Raw genomic sequence first — 20,844 nt, forward strand, 5'->3', positions numbered from 1 at the left:
ACGGTAATGGCACAGAATCACGACGATAGCAGTAAGTCGAAAACCTTTTCGCGCCGCGCGCTGTTTCTGGCCGGCGGTCAGGCTCTGCTGTTCTCGACCCTGGCCGGGCGGATGTATTATCTGCAGATCGTCAAATCCGATACCTACAAGACACTCGCAGAAGACAATCGCGTCAATCTGCGTGTTCTGCCGCCGCCGCGAGGCCGTATCCTGGATCGCTTTGGCGTTGAGCTGGCCGTCAATGAGCAAAACTACCGCCTTGTGCTGGTGCGTGAGCAAACACGTGACGTTGAGGCCACGCTGGATTCACTCGGCAGCGTTATTTCTCTCTCCGAACATGATTTCAAGCGCGTGCTGCGCGAAGTAAAGCGTAAGCGCGCTTTCGTTCCCGTCACTGTCCGTGACAATCTGAGTTGGGAAGAAGTCAGTAAGATCTCGGTCAACGCGGCCGATCTGCCCGGTGCAAGCATCGAAGTTGGCCAAACCAGATCCTATCCCTATGGGCCGGCGATGGCACACACTCTCGGCTATGTCGCGGCGGTTTCGGAGCGCGAACTGACCGGCGACCCTTTGCTTGAGCTTCCGGGATTCCGGATCGGGAAGAACGGAATGGAGAAGCAGCACGATCTTGTGCTGCGCGGCAAGCAGGGCAACAGCCATCTGGAGGTAAACGCCTACGGTCGTGTCATCCGGGAGCTTTCGCGTGATGAAGGCGAGCCCGGGCGGGACGCGGTTCTGACCATCGATGCAGGGCTGCAGACGTTTGTGCAGCAGCGCCTGATGAGCGAACAGTCGGCTGCGGCCGTGGTCATGGATATCAAGAACGGCGACGTCCTGTCGCTGGGCTCGGTCCCCAGCTACGATCCCTCGGCCTTTAACCGCGGACTTTCGACACGCGAGTGGAATGGCCTGATCAAGGACCACCTCTCGCCCCTGACCAACAAGGCTATCGCCGGTACCTTTGCACCGGGATCGACCTTCAAGATGATCGTGACGCTGGCAGCCCTGAAAGAAGGGATTGGTCCCCAGCATTCGGTTTTCTGCCCAGGTTCGATGCGTCTCGGCAATGCGAAGTTCCACTGCTGGAAACGCGGCGGCCACGGCTGGGTCGATCTCAACGGCAGCATCAAGTATTCCTGCGACGTATACTTCTATGACGTCGCCCGCCGTATCGGTGTTGACAAGATCGCAGCGATGGCAAGCCGATTTGGCCTGGGACAGCCGGTCGGTGTCGACCTGCCGGGCGAGCGTTCCGGTGTCGTTCCGACCAAAGCCTGGAAGTTAGCCAACATTGGTGAGCCCTGGCAGGGCGGTGAAACACTGATTGCGGCAATCGGACAGGGTTTCGTACTCTCCACGCCGTTGCAGTTGGCCACCATGACGGCCAGGCTTGCGACAGGCTTGAAGATAACGCCGCGCCTGACCCGTGGGTTCAACGATGAGGCCGGCGGAATCGCCGCACCGGAACCGCAGTTCGAAAGCATGGGCATTCCCGCTGAGCATCTGCGTCTGGTCCATAACGCAATGGATGCCGTGACGAACAATCGCCGCGGAACTGCCTATAAAGCCCGGATCGAGCAAGAAGGCTGGGAGATGGCGGGCAAGACGGGAACGTCCCAGGTGCGCCGCATTACGCTCGCCGAGCGTGCAGCCGGAGTATTCAAGAACGAGGACTTGCCCTGGCGCCGCCGGGATCATGCGCTCTTTGTCGGTTATGCGCCGGTCCATAATCCTCGTTACGCCTGCGCTGTGATTGTTGAACATGGCGGTGGCGGATCGAGCACGGCGGCTCCGATCGTGCGTGACATTCTGACCGAGACTCAACGCCGTGACCCTTCAGGTGTCCCTGCATTCCAGCTCCAGGCACCAGTGCCTGGTCAGGAGACCTGATCATGCCGGGACGTTTCAGCAGTATGTCGCAAAACACCGGCCTGACGTTTGGGCAGAAGGTCTGGTCGATCAATTGGGGCATGGTCTTTTTGATCATCCTGATTTTTTCGGTCGGTTTTGCCATGCTGTTCTCGGCGGGCAACGGCAACGTCAATCCCTGGGCTTCGCGCCAGGCAATCCGTTTTGGCGGCGGCTTGCTCCTGATGCTGAGCGTTGCTCTGATCGATATCCGGCTCTGGTTCCGCTATTCCTACGCCCTGTACTTCATTGCGCTGTTTTTGCTGGTTGCCGTCGAGGTAATGGGAACCGTGGGCATGGGGGCGCAGCGCTGGATCGATCTCAAGGTTATACAGCTGCAGCCTTCGGAGGTCATGAAGGTCTGCCTTATCCTGGCCTTAGCGCGCTACTTTAACGGCGTCTCGGTTGAGGATATCGGCCGCCCGACCTATCTGCTGATCCCGCTCGCCCTGATCGCAGCACCTGCGGCGCTGGTCTTGAAGCAGCCGGACCTCGGGACGACAGTGATGCTGGTGATGGCAGCCGGTGCCGTTTTCTTCTGTGCGGGCGTGCGGCTCTGGAAGTTCGCAATCGTCGGGGCTGCCGGTTTGGCCGCCATTCCGATCGGCTGGCAGCTCCTGCATGATTATCAGAAGGCCCGGGTCATGACCTTCATGAACCCTGAAACCGATCCGCTGGGCACGGGGTACCACATTATGCAGGCCATGATTGCCTTGGGCTCAGGCGGTATGTTCGGCAAAGGTTTCCTGCTCGGGTCACAGAGCCACTTGAACTTCCTGCCTGAAAAGCAGACGGACTTCATCTTCACCATGCTTGCCGAAGAGTTCGGCATGGTCGGTGGCCTGGGTCTGATCGGGCTTTACATCCTGCTGATCATCTACGGGATTGCGATTTCGCTGCGCACCCGCAACCAGTTCGGCCGCCTGCTGGCCATCGGCCTGACCACAAATCTCTTCCTCTACGTCTTTATCAATATCGCCATGGTCATGGGTTTGATCCCCGTTGTGGGGGTGCCTCTGCCGCTCATCTCTTATGGCGGTACCGCGATGCTGACGGTGATGGTCGGTCTGGGACTGGTGATTTCCGTCTACGTTCACCGCGATACCTTCATCTCCCGGCGCGGGGTCACGGAAGAGCTCTAGGTTCCGGTCCTGAACGCGCCCGGATTTGCAGGTATCCCATCCGGCCTCGCCATTTCCGGAGGGCGCAGAGCCGTAGGATGCTACAAAAAAATGGCATGCTGCGGCTTTTCAGCATCGAAGCCCTCGACAAAGCGCTGGGGACTTGCTATTACCGCGCCCTCTGGGGGCTGTTAGCTCAGTTGGTAGAGCAGCTGACTCTTAATCAGCGGGTCATAGGTTCGAATCCTATACAGCCCACCATTCCTTCCCTGCCTTAAATCGTTGCAAAGAAACCCCCATTCGACGCCTTTTTTGTGCGCCATGGCCGCTGTGTTGCGCCTTTTCCTGCTCGTCGCCCCACGTGGCGGAGAGCTTCTAACCCGCGCATAAACACTCCTTTCGCAACTTTGATCGGGATCAAAGCCGTTAACCCTATTTGGTTGTAGAAAGAAGGTAGCCCCAAACCGGTTCGTAGCTTTACCGGTGAGGTTCCGCCCAATGAAGGCGATGGGGCTATCGGAGCGCGTAAAAGTTGATAATTAAGAGTGAGAGGAAACGAAATTGCGAAATTCACGTAAGATCAGACACCGCTTGCTTAAGGATCTTAAGCCGACCCGTTGGATCGTGATCGCCGCAGGTATAGCCCTCTGCTTCACGATTGTTCTGCGGCAGGCTGAAGCCCTGGATCGCAGCGATGAAGGCTATGCTCTCGCGCAACGCTGGTGTCAATCCTGCCACGTGATTGAGGCCGGACAGAATGCCTCCAGCCGGGCGCCCGCCTTTACTGAGATTGCTTCCAACAACGAAATCACGGACGGCTATCTGCGGACTTGGCTGAGTATCCCCCACACGCAGATGCCCGATTTCAACCTCTCAAGAAATGAGATCTCCGCGCTGATCGATTACTTCAACAGCTTAAGAGCCGAATGATCCTCTAGTAAACCAGACTCTATCAGCGGATCGACCCTGCTCAGGATTCATGTGCCCTGAGGTCCTGATGCAGGGGAGATCTGGTTTAACCCTGTTTTCTGTGATAGTGCCGATCGAGTTGGATTTTCTGTCGCGGTCGCCGAGGCAGATATCAGTCTTCGAGGTCGGCATGACACAGAAACGTCCGCAGGGATACATCGCGCCGTTGGCTCTTCGCGGACGGATCTCACATGCCCAGCCAAAGGGCCTGCCTATCATCAACATGGGTTTCAATGAGTTGCCGTTCGGACCTTCACCCGAGGTTGCCGCGGCAATTGATGAAGCGACAAGGAATGCTAACTTCTACGGCAACCCTTCCTGTCAGGCCTTGCGCGAAGAGCTCGGCGCCCGCAACAGGCTGAATGCGGAGACAATCGTCTGCGGTAACGGTTCGGAGGAACTGCTGGACGTCATTGCGCGCAATTTCGTGCGCGCGGGCGATGAGATCGTCATCCCGGAATTCGGCTATATACAGTTTGCCATTATCGCTAACCGCCTGGGGGCGCTTCTTACGAAGGTTCCCGAAACCGACTTGACGGTTGATGTGGATGGCCTTCTTGCCGCGATCGGTCCAAACACCAAATTGCTGTTCCTGGCCAATCCCAATAATCCGACCGCGACCATGCTGCCCGAGCGTGATCTTGTCCGGCTCGCGGAGGAAATGCCCAGGGACGTCGTCCTGGTTATCGACCTCGCCTACGGGGAATTCGTCAGCTTTGACTATTGTGCCCGGGTTCATAGCCTGGCGGCGCGATTTGAGAACATCGTTGTGACGCGGACCTTCTCAAAGGCCTATGGCCTGGCGGGGCTGAGGGTCGGCTGGTGCCATGCACCGGCGTGGATGATCCCGTCGCTCTATGCCGCGCGTGGAATGGGAAGTGTCAATGCCGTCGCCCAGGCTGCCGCGCTGGCATCGCTTCGTGAACCCGACCTGGTACAGGCGCGGATCGGTCAGATCCTTGCCGAGAGGGAGCGGGTCGCAGATGAACTTGCCGCCTTGGGCCTCAAATGCCTGTCCAGTCATACTAATTTCATGCTGGTAACAACGGAAGACGGGGACCCGGACCGCGCCGAGGCGCTTGTTGAGCATCTCTTCGACGATGCCGGGATCATCGTCAATCGGACGCGCGAAAAGGGCCTGGAGAGCTATATCCGTTTTTCGCTCTCACGACCGGAGCACAATTCCCTGCTGATCCAGTCTGTTGCGCGCTTTCAGGCTTAGTGGCCACCCGCACCCCGTCACTCGCCCTTGACCGGCATCTTATCCAGGTGCCGCAGCATTGCGACAAAAGCCGCCAGACGTTCCTGCTGGTAGGCAGGAACATCCATGTCGGCGTAATCCAGAAATCCCTGCTGTGTGCGCAGACCGATCCGGCCTTCCTTCATGTTCCGCTCAATGATCGGTGGTGAGGAAAAGCGGTCTTCACCGGTCGCGCCGGTCATGTAGCGGCTCGCGTAATAAAGAATATCACCGCCGCCCCAATCGATGAATTCGAGCAGGCCGAGAACCGCGAAGCGGAAGCCGAAGCCGTATTTTGTCGCCTTGTCGATGTCCTCGGCGGAGGCGACGCCCTCCTCGACCATTCGCGCGGCCTCGTTCATGGCCAGTGCCTGGATGCGGGGTACGATGTAACCGGGACTGGCGCTGCAAACGACGGGCACCTTGCCGATATCTTCCAATAGAGCCTTCAAGCGTTCGGTGACGGAAGGGTCAGTCGCATCACCTGGGGACAATTCGACCAGCGGCACCAGGAACGCCGGATTGAGCCAGTGGGCGTTCAAAAAGCGGCCCGGCGAGGAGACGAAAGCCTGCAGGTCGTTGGAAAGAATCGTCGAGGTGGTTGAAGCAACGATGCTGGCGGGATCCACGTGCTCAGAAATCAGCTTAAAAGCATCCCGTTTCGCATCGAGCGTTTCCGGCACGCCCTCGAAAATGACATCGGCATTCGCAAGAGCTGAAGCGGCGTCTGCAAGCGAATGATAGGAGATCCTCTGCGCAATGGTTTGTGTGTCGGAAGCCTGCAACATCCCGAGGTCGGCCATCATGGCGAGCGTCGACGCAATTTCAGTGGCCGCGGCCTTGCGCAGCTGGTCAAATTCCATGTCACTGCGCGGCTTTACATCGATCAGACGAACTGGATGTCCCGCGTATGCAAAGGCGATAGCGATGCCGCGCCCCATGCGCCCGGCACCGACGGCCGCGATGACGGCTTTCGCGCTCATATCAAACTCCTGTCTCAAGAAGCCTGGTCATGGCTGCGCGATCGAGAGCCGCCAGGCCAAGGGTTTCCAGCGTCCGCCCGGTTTTTCTGAAGTCGTCGTCGCAGATCGCCGAGCCAACCGCCAGCAATCCGGTTGCGGTCGGGGCCGGAACCCCGGCCCAATCGGCGACCGAGACCAGGAATGCGAGGCCGGTGGCAACGTCCTCGCGCATATAGCGGTGCTCGGTCAGGATCAGTCGCTCCCGCCAGTCCTCGGAATCGACCAGTTTGTCGTGGGCGGCGTTGCCGTACATCCACTCATCACGGGCGTCGTCGTAGTGGTCGGCAAGTGGGAAGTGCGGCGCGCCGTACCCCAGTGCCTCACGCACCGCCATGCGCTCTGCGTCCAGGCGGGTTGTCACGCGTCTGATGGCGGGTTGCGTGCCCTCATTGTGGATGTCCCAATGCTCGAAGTGTTCGATAGGCCCGGCATTCATCAGGATAAGCGGCGGGTGAATGATCGGTCCAGCGTTCATCAACGCCCCGGACAAAGCGTCGCCGGCGTCCTCCACCGCAGGGTAGGCCTCGCGTATCACTTCGAGAGCCTGCAGCGTTTGGCTGAGTGGGAAGACACCGGTCGGCAGCCGCGAGGCGCGGGTCGTGATCGCGATTTTGAAATCGCCGTGTTTGCGGGTGAGATAGGGCAGTGTGCCCGCTTCGGCGAAAGCGACTTTCGCGTCGTTACCCGCATCACGAAGGGCTTTGGCCATCAGGTAGCTGCCGAAACTGCCCGGCGGCAAAAAGACGACCTGGCCGCTGTGAAGATGCGGCGCCAAGGCCCTGCCAATATCCGGCTGCGCGGTTGCGGGCGCAGGGCAGACGATCAGGGCTGAACCGTCTATCGCTTCGCCGATATCTGCCGTGACCAGGCCAATCTTTACCTCACGTTCGCTGCGGCTGTCTTTCAGTGTGAGGTTATTGCCTCTCTCGCGGAGAGCTCTCACCGCATCCGCGTCGCGGCGCCAAAAACGAACCCGATGACCTTGCTCGGTTAAGTCGAGAGCCGCCGCGTGTGAACCATTGCCGCCGCCGAGAACCGCGATTTCCATTTCATACCTCATCCCTGACCGTTCCATAAACATCAACAGAGAGGGCGTAACGGATGCAAGATATGATTTCCGCGATAGAGGGTTTATTCCGTATGGTGGTGCGGCGCGGCGGACGTTTGTTCCGCTGCCGACGTCCAGATGAGAGCGAATCGTGAGATGGATTTGTCTTGAGTTATTGTCTTTTCGCTATTTACGAAGGCCCTGTGGAGGCCACGCCGGTTCTGGCGGCGCATTTTCGGGAGCTTGCCGCGCAGGACAGGAAATTTCAACTCGATGCGGTCAGCGCCGATCTTTTCGTGCCTGAGCCGGGAGAGATCCTGTTGTTCGATGATGGTCCCGCGCCTGCGGCAGTTCTGGCGTTTTCCAGCGATGAACGAGAGCCGTTGCAAGCCCTGGTCCGGGATGGCGCTTTTCGGCAGTGGGCAGTTCAGCTGCCGCAGGATTTGTGCGCGGGCGTCTCGATGAGCTTCGATCTTTTCCGGACATTCCCGTTCCCGATTGCGGGATCCGATGCAATAATGCCCAGAACCGCCGGCTTGTCGTTTCTCGTGCGCTACTACGGACCGATGCCCGACGTAGCTGGCTTTCAGAATTTTTATACAAACAATCATCCCCCGATCCTCGGCCGTTTGCCAGCGATCCGGAATGTCTTTTGTTATTTGCCTGAGGACTTCGATCTCAACGCACTTCAGAGGTCCAAGGTAATGCTCATTAATGAGGTGGTTTTCGACGATCTGAAGAGCCTCAACAGAGCTCTGGATTCCGACGTCGTTCCGGCGTTAAGGGCCGATTCTGTTCGCTTCCCGCCGTTCGGGCATTCCACGCATCACGCAATGATCCGGGAGACACTCTTCAGTAAAGCTGCAGATTAATAGCGCGCCGGGTAATGCAACGATAGGGATGTGGGGCGCAGGTGCCATATCCGGCCAGCCGGTTTTCAAGGCCTTGCGTCCGGGGAATCTCCCATGCATCATCGCCCGGCTGATCAGCGTTTGAGGCCTGGACGACAACGGGCCATGCGCCCGGCGGAGAAGAGCACCAAACAGGGAGTTAAGTGATGAGAGATTTACGTAAGGTAGCAAGGAAGGCTCTGAGCCTCGCGGCTGCTGCCGGTTTGGCGACGACGGTCGTGTCAGGCGCTGCGCTTGCTGTTGACAGAGTCAGCGCGGTTCATGCCTTTCCAGAGTTCCTTGTCTATACCAAGACCTTTCTGGCGATGGTCGATGACATAAATGCACGTGGCGAGGGGATCGTCGAAATTCAGGTCAGAGGTGGCCCGGAAGCGATCGGCATGTTCCAGCAGCCCCAAGCAGTACGCGACGGTGTGGTTGACATGGTTCACACGCCGGGCAGCTTTTACGGGGCTTCGGTTCCGGAAATCGATGCTATGGTTGCCGCGCGTGTGACCCCGATGGAGGCCCGCGCAAACGGCGGTGCGGCCCTGATGGATCAGGTGCACCAGTCACGCTTTAACGTCAAGCACCTGGGGTGGATTGACGGCGGTGTCCAGTTCCACATCTACAGCACGCAGGAGTTCAAGTTCGGTGATGATGGTGTCATTGATCTGACCGGCGTCAAACTGCGTGACAATCCAATTTACCATGCCTTTTTCGAGGCTTTGAATGCGACGACCGCGTCTATGAAAGCCACCGAAGTCTACTCGGCGCTTGAAAAGGGCGTCGTCGACGCGGCGGCCTGGACTTCGATCGGTATTCTCGACCTGAAATGGGATAAGTTCCTCAAATACCGGATCGATCCCAAGTTTTACAACACCGATATCGGCGTAATCTTTAATAAGGATTCTTGGGAAAGCCTGTCACCGGAGTCCCAGAAACTTATCCAGGATGTAGTTGCTGAGTGGGAGCAGAAGTCTTACGACGCCCGTCAGCAGGACATCGCAAAGGATGCGGAAGAGCTGCAAAAGCGCGGCATGCAATTCGTGTCCATGACGCCGGAAGCCTCCGAAATTTACGTCACCAAGGCCAACGATGCGGCCTGGGGCCGGATGAAGGGGCGCCTGGAGGAAATGGGTGGCATGGAGAATTACGACAAGCTGCGTAAGCTCTACTACAAAGAATAGCAGCAAAGTGAATCCGACCGTTCTTCGCCGGGCAGGCGGGAACGGTCGGACTCTTAAATGAGTGATTGCGGTCAAGGCATCGGGTAACAGCCCGCCTTGACCGGGTGGGGAAGTCTATGCGGTTCGTCGACCGGATTTGCAATATTCTGGCGGTTTTCGCGGGCGTCAGCCTGGTGTTGGTGATGTTCGCCATTGTGCTGCAGGCGAGCCTGCGGACCATGGGTTTTTCCGGGTCATCTCACATCTTTACCTTTTCAGAATACGGCCTGCTGTACATCGCGATGGCCGCGTCGCCGTGGCTCGTGCGTTTGCGGGGGCACGTCTTTATCGAAATGTTTACGGCCGTGCTGCCGCGGAGCTTCGCGCCTTTGTTTTCAAGGATCATCTCGGGGCTGTGCATTCTGATCTGTTTGTTCCTGGTCTGGTACACAGGTGAAGCCACGCTGAAGGCCTATCGTTTCGGCGATACGGATATGCGTTCGCTCGATATGCCCAAATGGCTGCTCCTGGGCGCGATGCCGATTTGTTTTGCGCTTATGGCGGCGCAGTTTTCGAGGTTCGTCTTCGGCCCCGACACCCTGCATTCAGGTGAGGCGGGCGTGCATGAGTAAGCTTGCGGAGTTCGGCGCGCGCGGGGAGGGCGGCTGATGGAGTGGTATTACGCGCTCTTCTTCCTCCTGGCGCTGGTTCTTGGCTTCATGTTTGTCGGCGTACCGGTGGCTTTGGCGTTTCTGGCCGCCAACATGATCGGCGCAACCTACTTCATGGGGGGCAACGGCAGCATATTCGTGCAGATGTCCCGTGGGATCGGACAGTTGGCGAACAATGCCATTCCGACCGTCTCAACTTTCAATCTTATGCCAGTGCCCATGTTCCTGCTGATGGGCGAGATCTTCTTCCATACCGGCCTGGCCAATAAAATGTTCAGCGCGATCGACCGGCTGATGGGACGTCTCCCGGGCCGCTTGTCCTTTGTCACCGTAGCAGGTGGTACGGCCTTTGCCACTCTGTCCGGGTCGTCGATGGGCTCGACCGCATTGCTGGGGTCTCTGATGGTCCCGGAGATGCAAAAGCGCGGCTACAAGAAACACATGGCGATCGGGCCGATTTTGGGGACCGGTGGCCTGGCCATGTTGATCCCCCCTTCGGCGCTGGCAGTCCTTCTGGCAACGCTCGCAAGCCTTGACGTCGGTGCGCTTTTGATTGCAGGCGTGGTTCCGGGGCTGCTTCTCGCCTGCTTCTACGCGATCCTGATCCTGATCATGTGTCTGATCGATCCCGATGCGGCGCCCTCCTACGACGTGGAATCCGCCACCTGGGGACAACGTGCGCGTCTCCTTTTGGTCGATGTTCTGCCCATGATCTCGATCGTGGTCGGTGTAATCCTGCTCATTTTAAATGGCTGGGCGACGCCCTCGGAATCGGCGGCCTTCGGTTGCGTGGGTGTCCTGCTGCTCGCCGTGCTCTATGGACGATTGACCTGGGACAACTTCGTCAAGTCGGTGACCGGCGCGCTGCGGGTGACCACCATGGCGCTGCTGATCATATTTGGCTCGGCGACGTTCTCTGCCTTGCTCGCGTTCTCCGGCGCCAGTTCGGGCCTGATCCGCTTTGCGACCGGGTTCGATCTGGACCCCATTGTGATGCTTCTGGTGATGTTCGGCATCCTCTTGATCCTGGGCATGTTCATGGATCAGCTCTCCATGATGCTCCTGACCGTCCCGGTCTTTTTCCCGCTGGCTGAAACGCTTGGCTTCGACCTGATCTGGTTCGGCGTGATCACTCTGCTGGCGCTGGAGATCAGCTTCACGACGCCGCCATTCGGGCTGCTGCTGTTCGTCATGAAAGGCGTATCGGCTCCAGGCACGACAATGCGCGATATCTACGTGGCGGCAATCCCCTTTATGGCATGTTCCATGCTGCTGGTCGGACTCTTGATTGTATGGCCGGATATCGCACTCTGGCTGCCGAGCCTGGGGGATTGAGCCTGGCGCATTGAGCTTGGGGCCTCGAATTCGCCGGCAGTCCCGCTACAGTCCTTTCGGATGAGCCAGGAATTCCTCGATGACCTCAGGCGGCGCCTTCGCATAGTCGGAGACTCTGCTGACGCTCTGACCGGTCAGGCGTTTCAGAGTGACCGCCATTTCCGCCATCTTCACCGCGATCGGAATGCCGTTGATGACGGGAGCTTCGTCCACAAGGTGATTGTGGTACTTGGCAAACAGCAGCATCGGAATCCCGCCGCCGGGGATCAATACATCCGTTCCCTGCGCCACTAGAGGTCTGGCCTGTTCCTCGAACAGGGCTTTGACCTGATCCGCGCGTTCGTTCGAACTGTATGCCTCGAGGATCTGACCCGGCTCGAAAGTCATGGCATGCACACCTGAAATGCGTTCTTTCAGGCCATACTTTCCAATCTGATGATGAAACCAGGGAATGAAGCGCGGGTTGATCGTTACGATGCCGATCCGCTGTCCGAGCTGGCAGCAGTAGAGCATAGAGGCTTCACCCAGAGCGATAACGGGAATATCAACTGCGGCACGGACTTCGTAGAGTCCCGCGTCCTGAAAGTGCCCGACGACAAATGCGTCATAGCCCTCCCGCTCGGCCTGAACGGCATTACAGATCATTTCCCGCGCGCAGCGGAATTCCACAAGAGGGTGCGCGTAGGAATCAAAAGGCGTGATGCCGTTGATATCGACCGTCGTGCCCGGTGCAACGATCTCATCCAGATGCCGTCCCAGCACATCCCAATAGGACTTGCCGTTGTCATAGTCGACATAGCTTTGATACCAGATCTTGATTGAGGTCATGATGGTGCTTATCCCGGATCTCACCTGTTGCTCAATGATATGATTAAAGCCCCAATGGCAGGTTGCGAGAAGACCTTAATCACCGCGCGGCCCCGGTTCACGGAGAACATACAGGAAAAAAATTCTCTCAGATAACAGCAGTTGTATCGAGATAAGGCTATAAACTTAATACGATCTTCAGGATATTGGGTTAGGCTTCGCTTCAGTTGCGCGTATTGCGTTCGCTGCTGGACTGCCCATTTGCGGTTTCCGTGACGCGATGGCCCCGAAGGACTGCGTCGGTATCGTGAGACTCTTTATTTTCTCTTTTTGCTGTTTTGCCGTTGGTGGCTTTTTTGCCGCCCTGGCGGCTGAGCATCATACTGTTTTGCAAAACAACAAGTCTTTCGACCGCGAGGAAATTGTGATTGCGATCGGCGACAGCGTTGAGTTTAAGAACGCCGACCAGGTAAAGCACAACATCCAGATTCAAGAGCTGGGTTACAATAGCGGAATTCAGCAGCCTGGCAGCGGGTCGAGCCTCCGCTTCGATGAGAGCGGCCGGTTCAAAGTCCGCTGCGGCATTCACTCAAAAATGAAAATGACGGTCCTGGTAGAGTAAGGTTCCGGTACTCCTAGAGTTCCGGGAAGCCCGAGCTTTCAGGTGGTTTTGGGCCGGCTTCTGGATCTGCCGAACGTGCGCCGGCGCCGGCGCCTTTTCATCTTAGGTTCGTCTCCAGAACCCGGTTCGGGAGGTTGCGTTGGATCCCGCTGCCTGAGTTTGGCAAAGACCGCGTCCAGGAGCGTATAGAGCACTAGTAAACCCAGACCCCAAAAGAAGATAGTCTTGAGTTTGAACGGGCGCTCATCAGTGGTTCCGATAAGGTTTGGTTCCGGGGGGGCGTGGTCCGAATCCAGGTTCCCGTTGCTGGCCATTTTGATGCTGTGGTCGGGCACTGCGAGGTCACTGGTGTAAATGGCAATCTCAGAAGAGAGTTCAGCTGACTGTGTTCTTACAAAGTCCAGGATTGGGATGCTTGTTGGACCCGGCATGTTGACAATATCGAGGCCAAGATCAGGCACTGCGTTAATGATCAACTGCTGATACTCACCGCCGATGACCACCTCGGGTTCACGGTTTTGAACAGAAGGACGATTTTGCCGTTTCAACGCGGCTTCTATCATCTCCCAGGGAATCTCGGGCACGTCCTGTGAGTTTGCGTCTTGGTTCTCGGGCTTTCCCGGGCTTGATCCACTTCGCGCCGGACTTTTCGTAAGTGATCTGCGGGGGGCCGAAGTTGTCAGTTCGGAAGGCGAAACGCTTGCAGGCCGCTCCGGCCTGTCGCCAGTCTGAGCACTATAGGGTGCCGGGCTTGATCCCACCGTCGTGGTGCCGCTGGACTGCTGGCTGGTGGTAATGGGGTTCGCGTGAGCCAGGGAGCAGGCGAGAAGTATAGCCGAAAACCCACAAATGGCGGTTTCCAAACTCCTCCCTGATCCTAAACGCATAACTGCCTCCTATTTAGCCCATAGCAGCTTTACGATTCGAAATGTGACCATGCAAAACGTGGGGCTTCGCCACTTACCCGGCGCGGTAAGTGCTCCACACCAAGCAATTTGTAGGCCATCTTTTTACTTCTATAATTTTCAAGAGGTTATGCTCATGCTCCGGGTTTTGTTTGTGAGCACTGTATAGTATACCGACAGTTAACCTTGGACGGGGCATCGAACGGGAAGAGTCAAAAATGAATTGTGTCAATTACTTGCGGTAGTTGTTATTTGTATACGAATTATGTAAGAAAAATCGACATATTTAGCTATATTTTCGGGTAGTTCGCCGGCCCGGATTAATCGGGGCGTTGCAGCTTCCGCGCTTCAGGAAAACGCCATCTGATAGATGATCTTGTCGACAGTTATGCCGTCAGAGGCGAGGGGAACGCCCAATGCAGAGTAGTGTTTGTAATCTCTGGACGTCCATGTAAGGGGTTGATTCTCGACGTAGATAGGCTGCCGATTTTCCACCATCCACTGGGCGCGGCCAATGATTTGGGAGGTGTTCGACATTTCATCAAGAAAGTTTCCGGTTGTGTCCCTGCCGGTTTCTTCGACGATACCGGTGCCAACCAGACGAATCCGGAAGCGGAGGTTGTCGCCGTTCCTGATGACGTCGAACAGGGTGATGTAGGGCAGAAAGGCTGCCAGCATCTCGGCCGGATCGAAATCGGAGCGCGCCGGCAAATGGCCCTCGGCCGTAATCTTACCGCTCCATAAGCTATGAAGGTGTTTAAGCGGCGGACAGAGGTTTTCCGGTGGTCGGAAGCTGGCGAGAGACGGCGTCATGACATCATCTCCTTACCGGTTGCCTCTCGAAGATGTACCATTCGATCCAAAGAGTTCATTCTTCAAACACTGCTGTGCGCTCGGCGCGGACGTCCGAGCTTTGCAAAGCTTCAAACCGAGACTGAAGTGCCGATCCTGGTTCCGCCAGCATAGCGCCGGTCCTTCACTGCCATCACCCTTTGATTGTGATCGGTACTTGCTCTGAATCGGTTAAAACTTCTGAGATTTTCCAGGCAACAGACCGTGGGCAATGATGACACTGTATGTATTAATTATAGGCTCTAAGTTTGAAAGAAATCAAACTCTTATAACTTGCAATTTATAGAAGAAACTACTTTGGCTTTAGGCTCGTCTATTGCCGGGTGTGGTTCAGTTGACCAATGGTATACAAAGACTTGATGTCACCGAGCAGGTCTCACGGCCAACAGGGTTAGTTACATATTCGGCGTTGTTACAGGGATTTGAGGGTCATTGCGTTACGCAATCCAGCAGAGGGCCTAGCTGTGCCACTCGGCGATTGATGATCTCCGTGCGGCGGCGCACGTAGTTTCCGGGTTTGCCCGCCGACCATTTCAAGGGGCTGGGTAGAACCGCGGCCAGGCGGGCAGCCTCAGTCCTGGACAAGGATTTCGCGGGCTTTCCAAAGTGGAATCGCGATGCCGCTTCGGCGCCGTAAACACCGGGCGCCCATTCCGCAACGTTGAGATAGACTTCCAGTATCCGGGTCTTCGGCCAACTGACTTCGATGGCCAGGGTCAGGGGAGCTTCAAGCAGTTTGCGAAACACGCTGCGCTCGGGCCAGAGAAAAAGGTTCTTCGCAGTCTGCATCGAAATGGTCGAACCGCCACCTGCGCGTTCACCGCTCGCGAAGGCCAGGACGGCGGCCTGAAGCGAGTTCAGGTCGAAGCCCCAATGTGAGCAGAAAAGGTTGTCTTCAGCGGCGATGACGGCACGCGGCAGCGCGGGCGCCATTTGATCCAGGGAAACCCATTGTTTCTGAATCGGAGCGTCGCGCAGCAACATCAGCGGTGTAAAGGGCGGCGGCACGAACCTGAAGAGCAGGATCAGCCCGACCACAAGCAAAACGGAGAGGGTCAATATCCGCGTGGCCTTTCGTGCGAGTCGTTTCAGGAATTTCATAAAGCCTTGCGCGCCTGCCAATCCAACGAAGCAGATAAACCTTCCCGTTGGTTCGGGCAAGGAAAGCCATGGACGTCCGGGATGTGTTCTTATTGAGGTTTGCGGCCCCTGCGCTGCTTCACCCGGGAATTTGAGCTTGTGCGACGACATCTTTTTGCGCGATTGCAGCGGTCACGGAGAGCCGTATAGGATCAACCCTCGGGTGTGGTGAGGGAGTTTAGAGTTATGGCCTCGGATGGCGGCGACCGCTACGCGCTAGGGCGCTTGGTCCTGGACTATCTCAAGACCTTTATGTGGCCGGTGATTGCGCTTGTGGTCGTTATACTGTTTCAGGATGACGTCAGAGGCATTCTGGAGAATCGGGAAGTCGAGTTGGCGGGTGTGGTTCGAATCGGTCCGCAAATCGAACAGCTTCAGCAGCAGGCGACCGAAGAAATCGCCGATATTCGCGCCTTACTCCAGACACAGACGGAGAGGGGCGGCGGCGCGGACCCGGAAGCGGCGGGACAGGTCACGGCTGATATCGAGAACAAGCTGACCAAGCTCTCCAGCCGATTGACACGCGGCGTTGAACAGATTCAGCAGACCGCGCCGGTAGTTGTCCGAAATCAAGGCGTAACGCCTGCTGCCGCCCAAGAAGAACGCCTGCAGCGAGTCTCTGCATTGGAACGCCACGGCTTTTCCGCACTGCTGGACCGCGATGTTCAGGCTGCGATAAAGGCCTTTGGTGAAGCCGTGGCGATCTGGCCTGAGTACCACAATGTGTCTGCAGTCTCGGACCTTCTGACGACATGGGAGAATGAACTTTCCGATGCTCAGTCGCCTAAGTGGAGTGAGCTTTACAGGACGGTGCTGACGGACCTTTCCTGGGGCATGCCCAGTGACCTGCGTCCTGAGTTTCGAAGCCTGGCCACCAAGTCCTACTAACCGTGATTCTGGAATGAGCCGGTGCAACGCTACAGGGTAATGCAGTCTTGGACGCAGAGTTACTCGCCTGCTTTGTCGGTGCGCGCGGGCGAGACCGTGACACTCGGCGCAAAAGACGCGGATTGGCCGGAGTGGATCTGGTGCCGCAATTCGGAAGGTCTCGGTGGATGGCTGCCGGCATCTTCACTGTCTTCGCAAACGGAGGGTGAAGCTGCAAAGCTGCTGACGGACTTCGATACGATTGAACTCACGGTAAAGGAAGGCGAAGAGCTTGAAGGCGTGGAGGAACGCGGCGGCTGGATCTGGTGCCGAAGTCACATCGGAATGGAAGGCTGGGTGCCGTTGGATCATGTGGAGCCTTTTGATCCTTCTTAAACAATTGTGCCTACGTAAAATCCACTTTTCGGAAGTGTCGTTCGATCGCATTGACGAAGAGGTGGGCCGAGGTCTCGACGTTCTTATGGGCCGAGACGATAGCGCCGATCTTGTATTCGCTGAGAATGCGTTCGGCCAGGGGCACAAAGCGAAGCTCGCCCGATTTTATGTCGGATAAAAAACCGACCTTGGTGTAGATCCCAATGCCCCGTCCGGCCCTGATGGCGTGTTTCGCCATGATATGGGCGTTGGTATAGAAAATCGTGGAGAGCGGCAGCACGGCGGTATCGATTTCCTGATCAATGATCGAAGTCTTACCCCGCGCGTCCATGGTGCGTACCAGCGGGAAGCCGACACAGTCTTCCACAGTGACGTAATGCCGGTCGGCCAGGGGATGGTCTGGCCGCATGATGACGCCGAAGGGCGATGGTTTCTCAGCGATAACCCGCACGTCGGGATGCAGATCCCGGGTAAAGCTCAGGCCGACATGCGCGTTACCCTTCGCGACGGCTTCGATGGTCTCGTCAGGACCGGCGGTGGCAACCGTGAAGGAGATGCCCGGATACTCGTTACTGAAGCCCTCCATGACCTGGGGCAGGAAACCGAAAGTCGTGGAGTCGAGGGTTGAGAGTTGGATATGACCGCTCCGAAGATCCCGGATATCGTCGATCGCGGCCCGGAGATTACGGTAATCGTAGAGGGTGCGGCGGCAGTGCTCGACAACGACGCGCCCGGCAGCGGTCAATTCCACACCCTCGGGCAGACGGTCGAAAAGTCGAGTGTCGAACTCGGCTTCCGCCTTGAGGATCTGCCGGTTAACCGCGGATGAGGCGACATTCATGACCTTGGCCGCTTTGCGGATCGACCCCTGGCGCGCGACCTCATCGATATAGCGAAGCAGAGGATGATGCATGATCTGACGGACCTCCAAAACCCAACCTGATGCAGAAACGGCATCACTATAGCCGAAAAAAACTTCATCATGCATCACGCAGTGAGACGATATAGTCAAGGCTACGCGTTCAGGGGGGGACGTGGACTTCAATGAAAGCAGCGGAACGTTCGGCCTAAATCAGACTAAAAACAAAAAGATTTCCGGCCCGCGAAGCAGGAGGACAGGATGGCTAAGTTTTTCAACAACAGTGTTCACCGTCGTCAATTCATTCAGGGTCTGGGTCTCGCGACCGGTGCCGCGCTCACCGGCAGCATGATCGGTGTTTCCCGCTCGGCGCGCGCCGAGGAATTTGAGATCTCGATGCAGCTCGGCTGGCTGATTTCCAATGGACAGCTGGGCGAAGTCGCGGCCGATAAGTTGGGGTATTACAAGGATGCCGGCCTCTCGCTTAAGATCGTCGCCGGCGGTCCCAATGTGGACGGTGTCGCATCCGTTGCGTCGGGCCGTTCCAATGTCGGCCAGCTCTCTTCCAGTCCGTCGCTTATGCTGGCACGCTCGGCGGGCATTCCCATCAAATGCATCGCTGCCGGATATCAGCAGCATCCCTTTACTTATTTCTCGTTAAAGAAAGATCCGGTCAACGAGCCCAAGGATATGATCGGCAAGACCATCGCGACCCAGGGCACCGCGCGCATTCTCCTGCGGGCGCTGCTGGCCAAGCACGGAATTGCGGAAGGTGATGTGAAAGTCATCGTCATGGGCGGCGACATGGGGCCCCTCATGACCGGTCAGGTCCACGCTGTCACCGGCTGGCAATCCAATATCAACGCCCTCAAAATCCTGGGAGACCAGCGTGTCGACATGCGGCTTTGGGATGCCGGGATCCAACTCTACGCCAACCCCTACTACGTCACCGATGAAACTCTCGACCAGCACTCGGACAAGCTGGCGGCTTTTGTCAGTGCCACGGCACGGGGCTGGGATTGGGTGCGGCAGAACCCAGATGCGGCGGTCGATGCGCTGGTCGAACGCTATCCGAATCTGGACGCAGAGTCCGAACGGCAGGCGGTGGGGCTGATTTTGAACTACGTCTTCAATGACGAGACCAAAGCTGGCGGCTGGGGCACCATGAAGCGTGAGAATTGGGAAGCCCAGATCAAGACCTATGCTGATCTCGGGCAGTTTAAGAACGAGGTGCCGTCTGTCGATGATGTCATGACGACATCGATTCTGGAGGCCACCGCGGCTGACCGTCCGAAAGCCGGGTGAGGCCGCGAACTATGCCCAAAGCTGCCATCCTCCATTCCCTGGAGACTGAGCCGCCTGAGGAAGCCGCAAGAGAGCTTAAAGCTGTTGCGGCAGACCTCAAAAAGGTCTCGGTTTCTTTCGGCGCGCTTCAGGCGCTCAAGGATATCTCCTTGAGCGTCGCCGAAGGCGAATTTCTTACCATTCTCGGCCCTTCGGGCTGCGGTAAGTCGACGTTGCTGCGGGTCGTGTCCGATCTTGTGCCCGCGTCGGCGGGCGAAGTCGTCATCTTCGGCAAGCAAACCGAACAGGCCCGTCTGGCGCGCGAGTTTTCCTTCGTGTTCCAGGATGCAACGCTCCTGCCCTGGAGGACCGCGCTGGAGAACGTGCGCCTGCCCCTGGAAATGGGGCAGAAGCAGAGTTCCGCACTTCCCAAGAGCGATCTGACACCGGAAGAACTGCTCGATCTGGTCGGGTTGAAAGGGCGGGAAAACGCCTTGCCGCACGAACTCTCGGGCGGGATGCGCCAGCGGGTGGCGATCGCCCGGGCCCTGGTTTGCAAACCGCGCCTGCTGCTGATGGACGAACCCTTCGGGGCTTTGGATGAAATCACGCGCGACCGTCTCAACGAGCAGATCCTGCAGATCTGGCAGGAAACCAAAACAACGATCCTCTTCGTGACCCATTCGATTCCCGAAGCCGCATTCCTGGGGCAGCGCGTTCTGATGCTGGCGGCGCATCCGGGCCGGATTCATGAAATCGTAGATGTCGATTTGCCTTATCCAAGGCGCTTGAAGATGCGTGAGACCCCGGAGTTCATGGCCATCGCATCCCGGCTTCGCAGTTTGCTGGAGGCCTGCTGATGTCCATAGCAAGCAACCTCGAACCTGCTGCATCACCTGAGACAAAAAGGTCCTTTGTAAGTGGCTTTCTCTCCGGACGATACGTTCCGCCCCTGTTGGCCGTCGCCGGACTTCTTCTGGCCTGGGAAGGGGGCGTCCGGATCTTCGACGTACCTGCCTACATTGCGCCGGCACCAAGCGACGTGGGCGCGACGCTGTCGGAAGAGTCGGCACTGCTGTTCAGGAACTTTGTGCCGACCTTGATCGAGAGCGTGCTGGGTTTTTTGATCGGTAATCTGATTGCGATCACGGTGGCGGTCACCTTCGTGCATCACAGATCGGTGGAGAAGGCGTTTTACCCGCTGGCGGTCTTTATCAACACCATTCCGATCCTGGCCATCGCGCCGATCCTGGTGCTGCTGTTCGGGAACGGTCTCTTGGCCAAGGTGGTGATCGCCGCCTTGATCTGCTTCTTCCCGACGCTGGTGAATATGGTGAGGGGACTACAGTCGGTCAGTCCACAGACCCTCGAACTTGCGCGTATTCTTTCTGCCTCGAAATGGGAGATCTTCTGGAGGATTCGGCTGCCGTCATCGCTGCCCTATCTCTTCTCGGCTCTCAAGATTGCGTCAACGACCTGCGTTATCGGGGCCATCGTCGGCGAGTGGGTTGGGGCGGATGTCGGCCTTGGCGCGCTGATCATCGATGCCACCTTCAATTTCCGGTCCGCGCTGCTCTACGCCACCGTCTTCGTCTCTTCCGGCCTTGCGGTCCTGCTGTTTACGGCGGTGACCCTGGCCGAGCGGATGGTGATCCGCTGGAAACCGGAGCAGACAGGATAACGCCGGGTGACAACAATGAATTCGCAAAATCTGCTGCCGCGCCGCGGCCGTAAGGAGG

The 20,844-nt window shown here is 57.5% G+C and carries 21 protein-coding genes and 1 tRNA gene; 15 read left to right on the forward strand and 7 right to left on the reverse strand.

Annotated elements, in window-relative coordinates:
* Nucleotides 1-6 precede the first annotated feature (6 nt).
* The 5 genes from mrdA (at nucleotide 7) to FKG95_RS07625 (ending at nucleotide 5,220) form a co-directional block, all read left to right on the forward strand.
* A complete protein-coding gene (mrdA, locus tag FKG95_RS07605; RefSeq protein ID WP_142895716.1) occupies nucleotides 7-1,890 on the forward strand; it encodes a penicillin-binding protein 2 in 1,884 nt (627 codons plus the stop codon).
* Nucleotides 1,891-1,892: 2 nt separating this feature from the next.
* Nucleotides 1,893-3,050, forward strand: a complete 1,158-nt coding sequence (gene rodA, locus FKG95_RS07610; protein WP_218940104.1) for a rod shape-determining protein RodA — start codon at nucleotides 1,893-1,895, stop codon at nucleotides 3,048-3,050.
* Between the two features lie 164 nt (nucleotides 3,051-3,214).
* Nucleotides 3,215-3,290, forward strand: a tRNA-Lys gene (locus FKG95_RS07615).
* A 330-nt stretch (nucleotides 3,291-3,620) separates the two neighbouring features.
* The gene (locus FKG95_RS07620; RefSeq protein ID WP_142895717.1) at nucleotides 3,621-3,959 is read left to right on the forward strand and encodes a c-type cytochrome; all 339 of its coding nucleotides are present in this window, start codon (nucleotides 3,621-3,623) and stop codon (nucleotides 3,957-3,959) included.
* 169 nt (nucleotides 3,960-4,128) lie between these two features.
* Nucleotides 4,129-5,220, forward strand: coding sequence for a pyridoxal phosphate-dependent aminotransferase (locus tag FKG95_RS07625; RefSeq protein WP_179953969.1), 1,092 nt, complete (start codon nucleotides 4,129-4,131; stop codon nucleotides 5,218-5,220).
* Between the two features lie 17 nt (nucleotides 5,221-5,237).
* Here the strand turns inward: FKG95_RS07625 and FKG95_RS07630 are convergent, their stop codons facing one another.
* Nucleotides 5,238-6,221, reverse strand: a complete 984-nt coding sequence (locus FKG95_RS07630; protein ID WP_142895719.1) for a 3-hydroxybutyryl-CoA dehydrogenase — start codon at nucleotides 6,219-6,221, stop codon at nucleotides 5,238-5,240.
* A gap of 1 nt (nucleotide 6,222) precedes the next feature.
* Nucleotides 6,223-7,308 (reverse strand): NAD/NADP-dependent octopine/nopaline dehydrogenase family protein, encoded by a 1,086-nt coding sequence (locus tag FKG95_RS07635; protein ID WP_142895720.1) that lies wholly within the window; start codon nucleotides 7,306-7,308, stop codon nucleotides 6,223-6,225.
* Between the two features lie 203 nt (nucleotides 7,309-7,511).
* Here FKG95_RS07635 and FKG95_RS07640 point away from each other — a divergent pair, with 203 nt between their 5' ends.
* From FKG95_RS07640 to FKG95_RS07655, 4 genes are all read left to right on the forward strand, one after another.
* Entirely contained in the window at nucleotides 7,512-8,180 is a 669-nt protein-coding gene (locus tag FKG95_RS07640; protein WP_142895721.1) for a hypothetical protein, read from the forward strand.
* Nucleotides 8,181-8,365: 185 nt separating this feature from the next.
* The gene (gene dctP / locus FKG95_RS07645) at nucleotides 8,366-9,388 is read left to right on the forward strand and encodes a TRAP transporter substrate-binding protein DctP (protein WP_142895722.1); all 1,023 of its coding nucleotides are present in this window, start codon (nucleotides 8,366-8,368) and stop codon (nucleotides 9,386-9,388) included.
* Nucleotides 9,389-9,504: 116 nt separating this feature from the next.
* Complete coding sequence (locus tag FKG95_RS07650) at nucleotides 9,505-9,999, forward strand: TRAP transporter small permease (RefSeq protein WP_142895723.1); 495 nt, start codon at nucleotides 9,505-9,507, stop codon at nucleotides 9,997-9,999.
* A 36-nt stretch (nucleotides 10,000-10,035) separates the two neighbouring features.
* Nucleotides 10,036-11,373, forward strand: a complete 1,338-nt coding sequence (locus FKG95_RS07655; RefSeq protein WP_142895724.1) for a TRAP transporter large permease — start codon at nucleotides 10,036-10,038, stop codon at nucleotides 11,371-11,373.
* Between the two features lie 45 nt (nucleotides 11,374-11,418).
* Here the strand turns inward: FKG95_RS07655 and FKG95_RS07660 are convergent, their stop codons facing one another.
* Complete coding sequence (locus FKG95_RS07660; protein WP_218940105.1) at nucleotides 11,419-12,201, reverse strand: aspartate/glutamate racemase family protein; 783 nt, start codon at nucleotides 12,199-12,201, stop codon at nucleotides 11,419-11,421.
* A 259-nt stretch (nucleotides 12,202-12,460) separates the two neighbouring features.
* Between FKG95_RS07660 and FKG95_RS30435 the strand changes: the two genes are divergently transcribed.
* Complete coding sequence (locus tag FKG95_RS30435) at nucleotides 12,461-12,802, forward strand: cupredoxin domain-containing protein (RefSeq protein WP_142895725.1); 342 nt, start codon at nucleotides 12,461-12,463, stop codon at nucleotides 12,800-12,802.
* Between the two features lie 38 nt (nucleotides 12,803-12,840).
* Here FKG95_RS30435 and FKG95_RS07670 read toward each other — a convergent pair whose 3' ends face one another.
* The 3 genes from FKG95_RS07670 to mtgA form a co-directional block, all read right to left on the reverse strand.
* The gene (locus FKG95_RS07670; RefSeq protein ID WP_142895726.1) at nucleotides 12,841-13,365 is read right to left on the reverse strand and encodes a hypothetical protein; all 525 of its coding nucleotides are present in this window, start codon (nucleotides 13,363-13,365) and stop codon (nucleotides 12,841-12,843) included.
* 690 nt (nucleotides 13,366-14,055) lie between these two features.
* Nucleotides 14,056-14,520 (reverse strand): PAS domain-containing protein, encoded by a 465-nt coding sequence (locus FKG95_RS07675; protein ID WP_142895727.1) that lies wholly within the window; start codon nucleotides 14,518-14,520, stop codon nucleotides 14,056-14,058.
* A gap of 468 nt (nucleotides 14,521-14,988) precedes the next feature.
* Nucleotides 14,989-15,660 carry a monofunctional biosynthetic peptidoglycan transglycosylase gene (mtgA, locus tag FKG95_RS07680; RefSeq protein WP_142895728.1) on the reverse strand — a complete coding sequence of 224 codons (672 nt, stop codon included), beginning with the start codon at nucleotides 15,658-15,660 and terminating at the stop codon, nucleotides 14,989-14,991.
* 225 nt (nucleotides 15,661-15,885) lie between these two features.
* Between mtgA and FKG95_RS07685 the strand changes: the two genes are divergently transcribed.
* Nucleotides 15,886-16,587: a hypothetical protein gene (locus tag FKG95_RS07685; RefSeq protein ID WP_142895729.1), complete on the forward strand. Its 702-nt coding sequence runs from the start codon at nucleotides 15,886-15,888 to the stop codon at nucleotides 16,585-16,587.
* A gap of 39 nt (nucleotides 16,588-16,626) precedes the next feature.
* The gene (locus tag FKG95_RS07690; RefSeq protein ID WP_142895730.1) at nucleotides 16,627-16,962 is read left to right on the forward strand and encodes an SH3 domain-containing protein; all 336 of its coding nucleotides are present in this window, start codon (nucleotides 16,627-16,629) and stop codon (nucleotides 16,960-16,962) included.
* A 10-nt stretch (nucleotides 16,963-16,972) separates the two neighbouring features.
* On the opposite strand, the gene FKG95_RS07695 is transcribed toward FKG95_RS07690, so the two are convergent.
* Entirely contained in the window at nucleotides 16,973-17,875 is a 903-nt protein-coding gene (locus tag FKG95_RS07695) for a LysR family transcriptional regulator (protein ID WP_179953970.1), read from the reverse strand.
* Nucleotides 17,876-18,082: 207 nt separating this feature from the next.
* Between FKG95_RS07695 and FKG95_RS07700 the strand changes: the two genes are divergently transcribed.
* Genes FKG95_RS07700 through FKG95_RS07710 form a run of 3 tightly spaced genes read left to right on the forward strand, consistent with a single transcriptional unit; the run spans nucleotide 18,083 to nucleotide 20,786 of the window.
* The gene (locus FKG95_RS07700) at nucleotides 18,083-19,126 is read left to right on the forward strand and encodes an ABC transporter substrate-binding protein (protein ID WP_142895732.1); all 1,044 of its coding nucleotides are present in this window, start codon (nucleotides 18,083-18,085) and stop codon (nucleotides 19,124-19,126) included.
* A gap of 11 nt (nucleotides 19,127-19,137) precedes the next feature.
* A complete protein-coding gene (locus FKG95_RS07705; protein ID WP_142895733.1) occupies nucleotides 19,138-19,965 on the forward strand; it encodes an ABC transporter ATP-binding protein in 828 nt (275 codons plus the stop codon).
* Entirely contained in the window at nucleotides 19,965-20,786 is an 822-nt protein-coding gene (locus FKG95_RS07710; RefSeq protein ID WP_142895734.1) for an ABC transporter permease, read from the forward strand. The genes FKG95_RS07705 and FKG95_RS07710 overlap by 1 nt, the downstream gene beginning before the upstream one ends.
* Nucleotides 20,787-20,844: the final 58 nt, after the last annotated feature.

It is taken from the genome of Denitrobaculum tricleocarpae, from assembly GCF_007004665.1.
Classification (GTDB): Bacteria; Pseudomonadota; Alphaproteobacteria; order Kiloniellales; family Kiloniellaceae; genus Denitrobaculum; species Denitrobaculum tricleocarpae.

Bases quoted from the DNA above. Each gene is read 5' to 3' on its own strand.
- FKG95_RS07700 (WP_142895732.1), top strand. From the start codon at position 18,083: ATGGCTAAGTTTTTCAACAACAGTGTTCACCGTCGTCAATTCATTCAG.
- FKG95_RS07635 (WP_142895720.1), bottom strand. From the start codon at position 7,308: ATGGAAATCGCGGTTCTCGGCGGCGGCAATGGTTCACACGCGGCGGCT.
- FKG95_RS07625 (WP_179953969.1), top strand. From the start codon at position 4,129: ATGACACAGAAACGTCCGCAGGGATACATCGCGCCGTTGGCTCTTCGC.
- FKG95_RS07655 (WP_142895724.1), top strand. From the start codon at position 10,036: ATGGAGTGGTATTACGCGCTCTTCTTCCTCCTGGCGCTGGTTCTTGGC.
- FKG95_RS07710 (WP_142895734.1), top strand. From the start codon at position 19,965: ATGTCCATAGCAAGCAACCTCGAACCTGCTGCATCACCTGAGACAAAA.
- FKG95_RS07630 (WP_142895719.1), bottom strand. From the start codon at position 6,221: ATGAGCGCGAAAGCCGTCATCGCGGCCGTCGGTGCCGGGCGCATGGGG.
- FKG95_RS07675 (WP_142895727.1), bottom strand. From the start codon at position 14,520: ATGACGCCGTCTCTCGCCAGCTTCCGACCACCGGAAAACCTCTGTCCG.
- FKG95_RS07660 (WP_218940105.1), bottom strand. From the start codon at position 12,201: ATGACCTCAATCAAGATCTGGTATCAAAGCTATGTCGACTATGACAAC.
- FKG95_RS30435 (WP_142895725.1), top strand. From the start codon at position 12,461: ATGGCCCCGAAGGACTGCGTCGGTATCGTGAGACTCTTTATTTTCTCT.
- FKG95_RS07705 (WP_142895733.1), top strand. From the start codon at position 19,138: ATGCCCAAAGCTGCCATCCTCCATTCCCTGGAGACTGAGCCGCCTGAG.
- mtgA (WP_142895728.1), bottom strand. From the start codon at position 15,660: ATGAAATTCCTGAAACGACTCGCACGAAAGGCCACGCGGATATTGACC.
- rodA (WP_218940104.1), top strand. From the start codon at position 1,893: ATGCCGGGACGTTTCAGCAGTATGTCGCAAAACACCGGCCTGACGTTT.
- FKG95_RS07685 (WP_142895729.1), top strand. From the start codon at position 15,886: ATGGCCTCGGATGGCGGCGACCGCTACGCGCTAGGGCGCTTGGTCCTG.
- FKG95_RS07690 (WP_142895730.1), top strand. From the start codon at position 16,627: ATGCAGTCTTGGACGCAGAGTTACTCGCCTGCTTTGTCGGTGCGCGCG.
- FKG95_RS07695 (WP_179953970.1), bottom strand. From the start codon at position 17,875: ATGCATCATCCTCTGCTTCGCTATATCGATGAGGTCGCGCGCCAGGGG.
- FKG95_RS07650 (WP_142895723.1), top strand. From the start codon at position 9,505: ATGCGGTTCGTCGACCGGATTTGCAATATTCTGGCGGTTTTCGCGGGC.
- FKG95_RS07670 (WP_142895726.1), bottom strand. From the start codon at position 13,365: ATGATAGAAGCCGCGTTGAAACGGCAAAATCGTCCTTCTGTTCAAAAC.
- mrdA (WP_142895716.1), top strand. From the start codon at position 7: ATGGCACAGAATCACGACGATAGCAGTAAGTCGAAAACCTTTTCGCGC.
- dctP (WP_142895722.1), top strand. From the start codon at position 8,366: ATGAGAGATTTACGTAAGGTAGCAAGGAAGGCTCTGAGCCTCGCGGCT.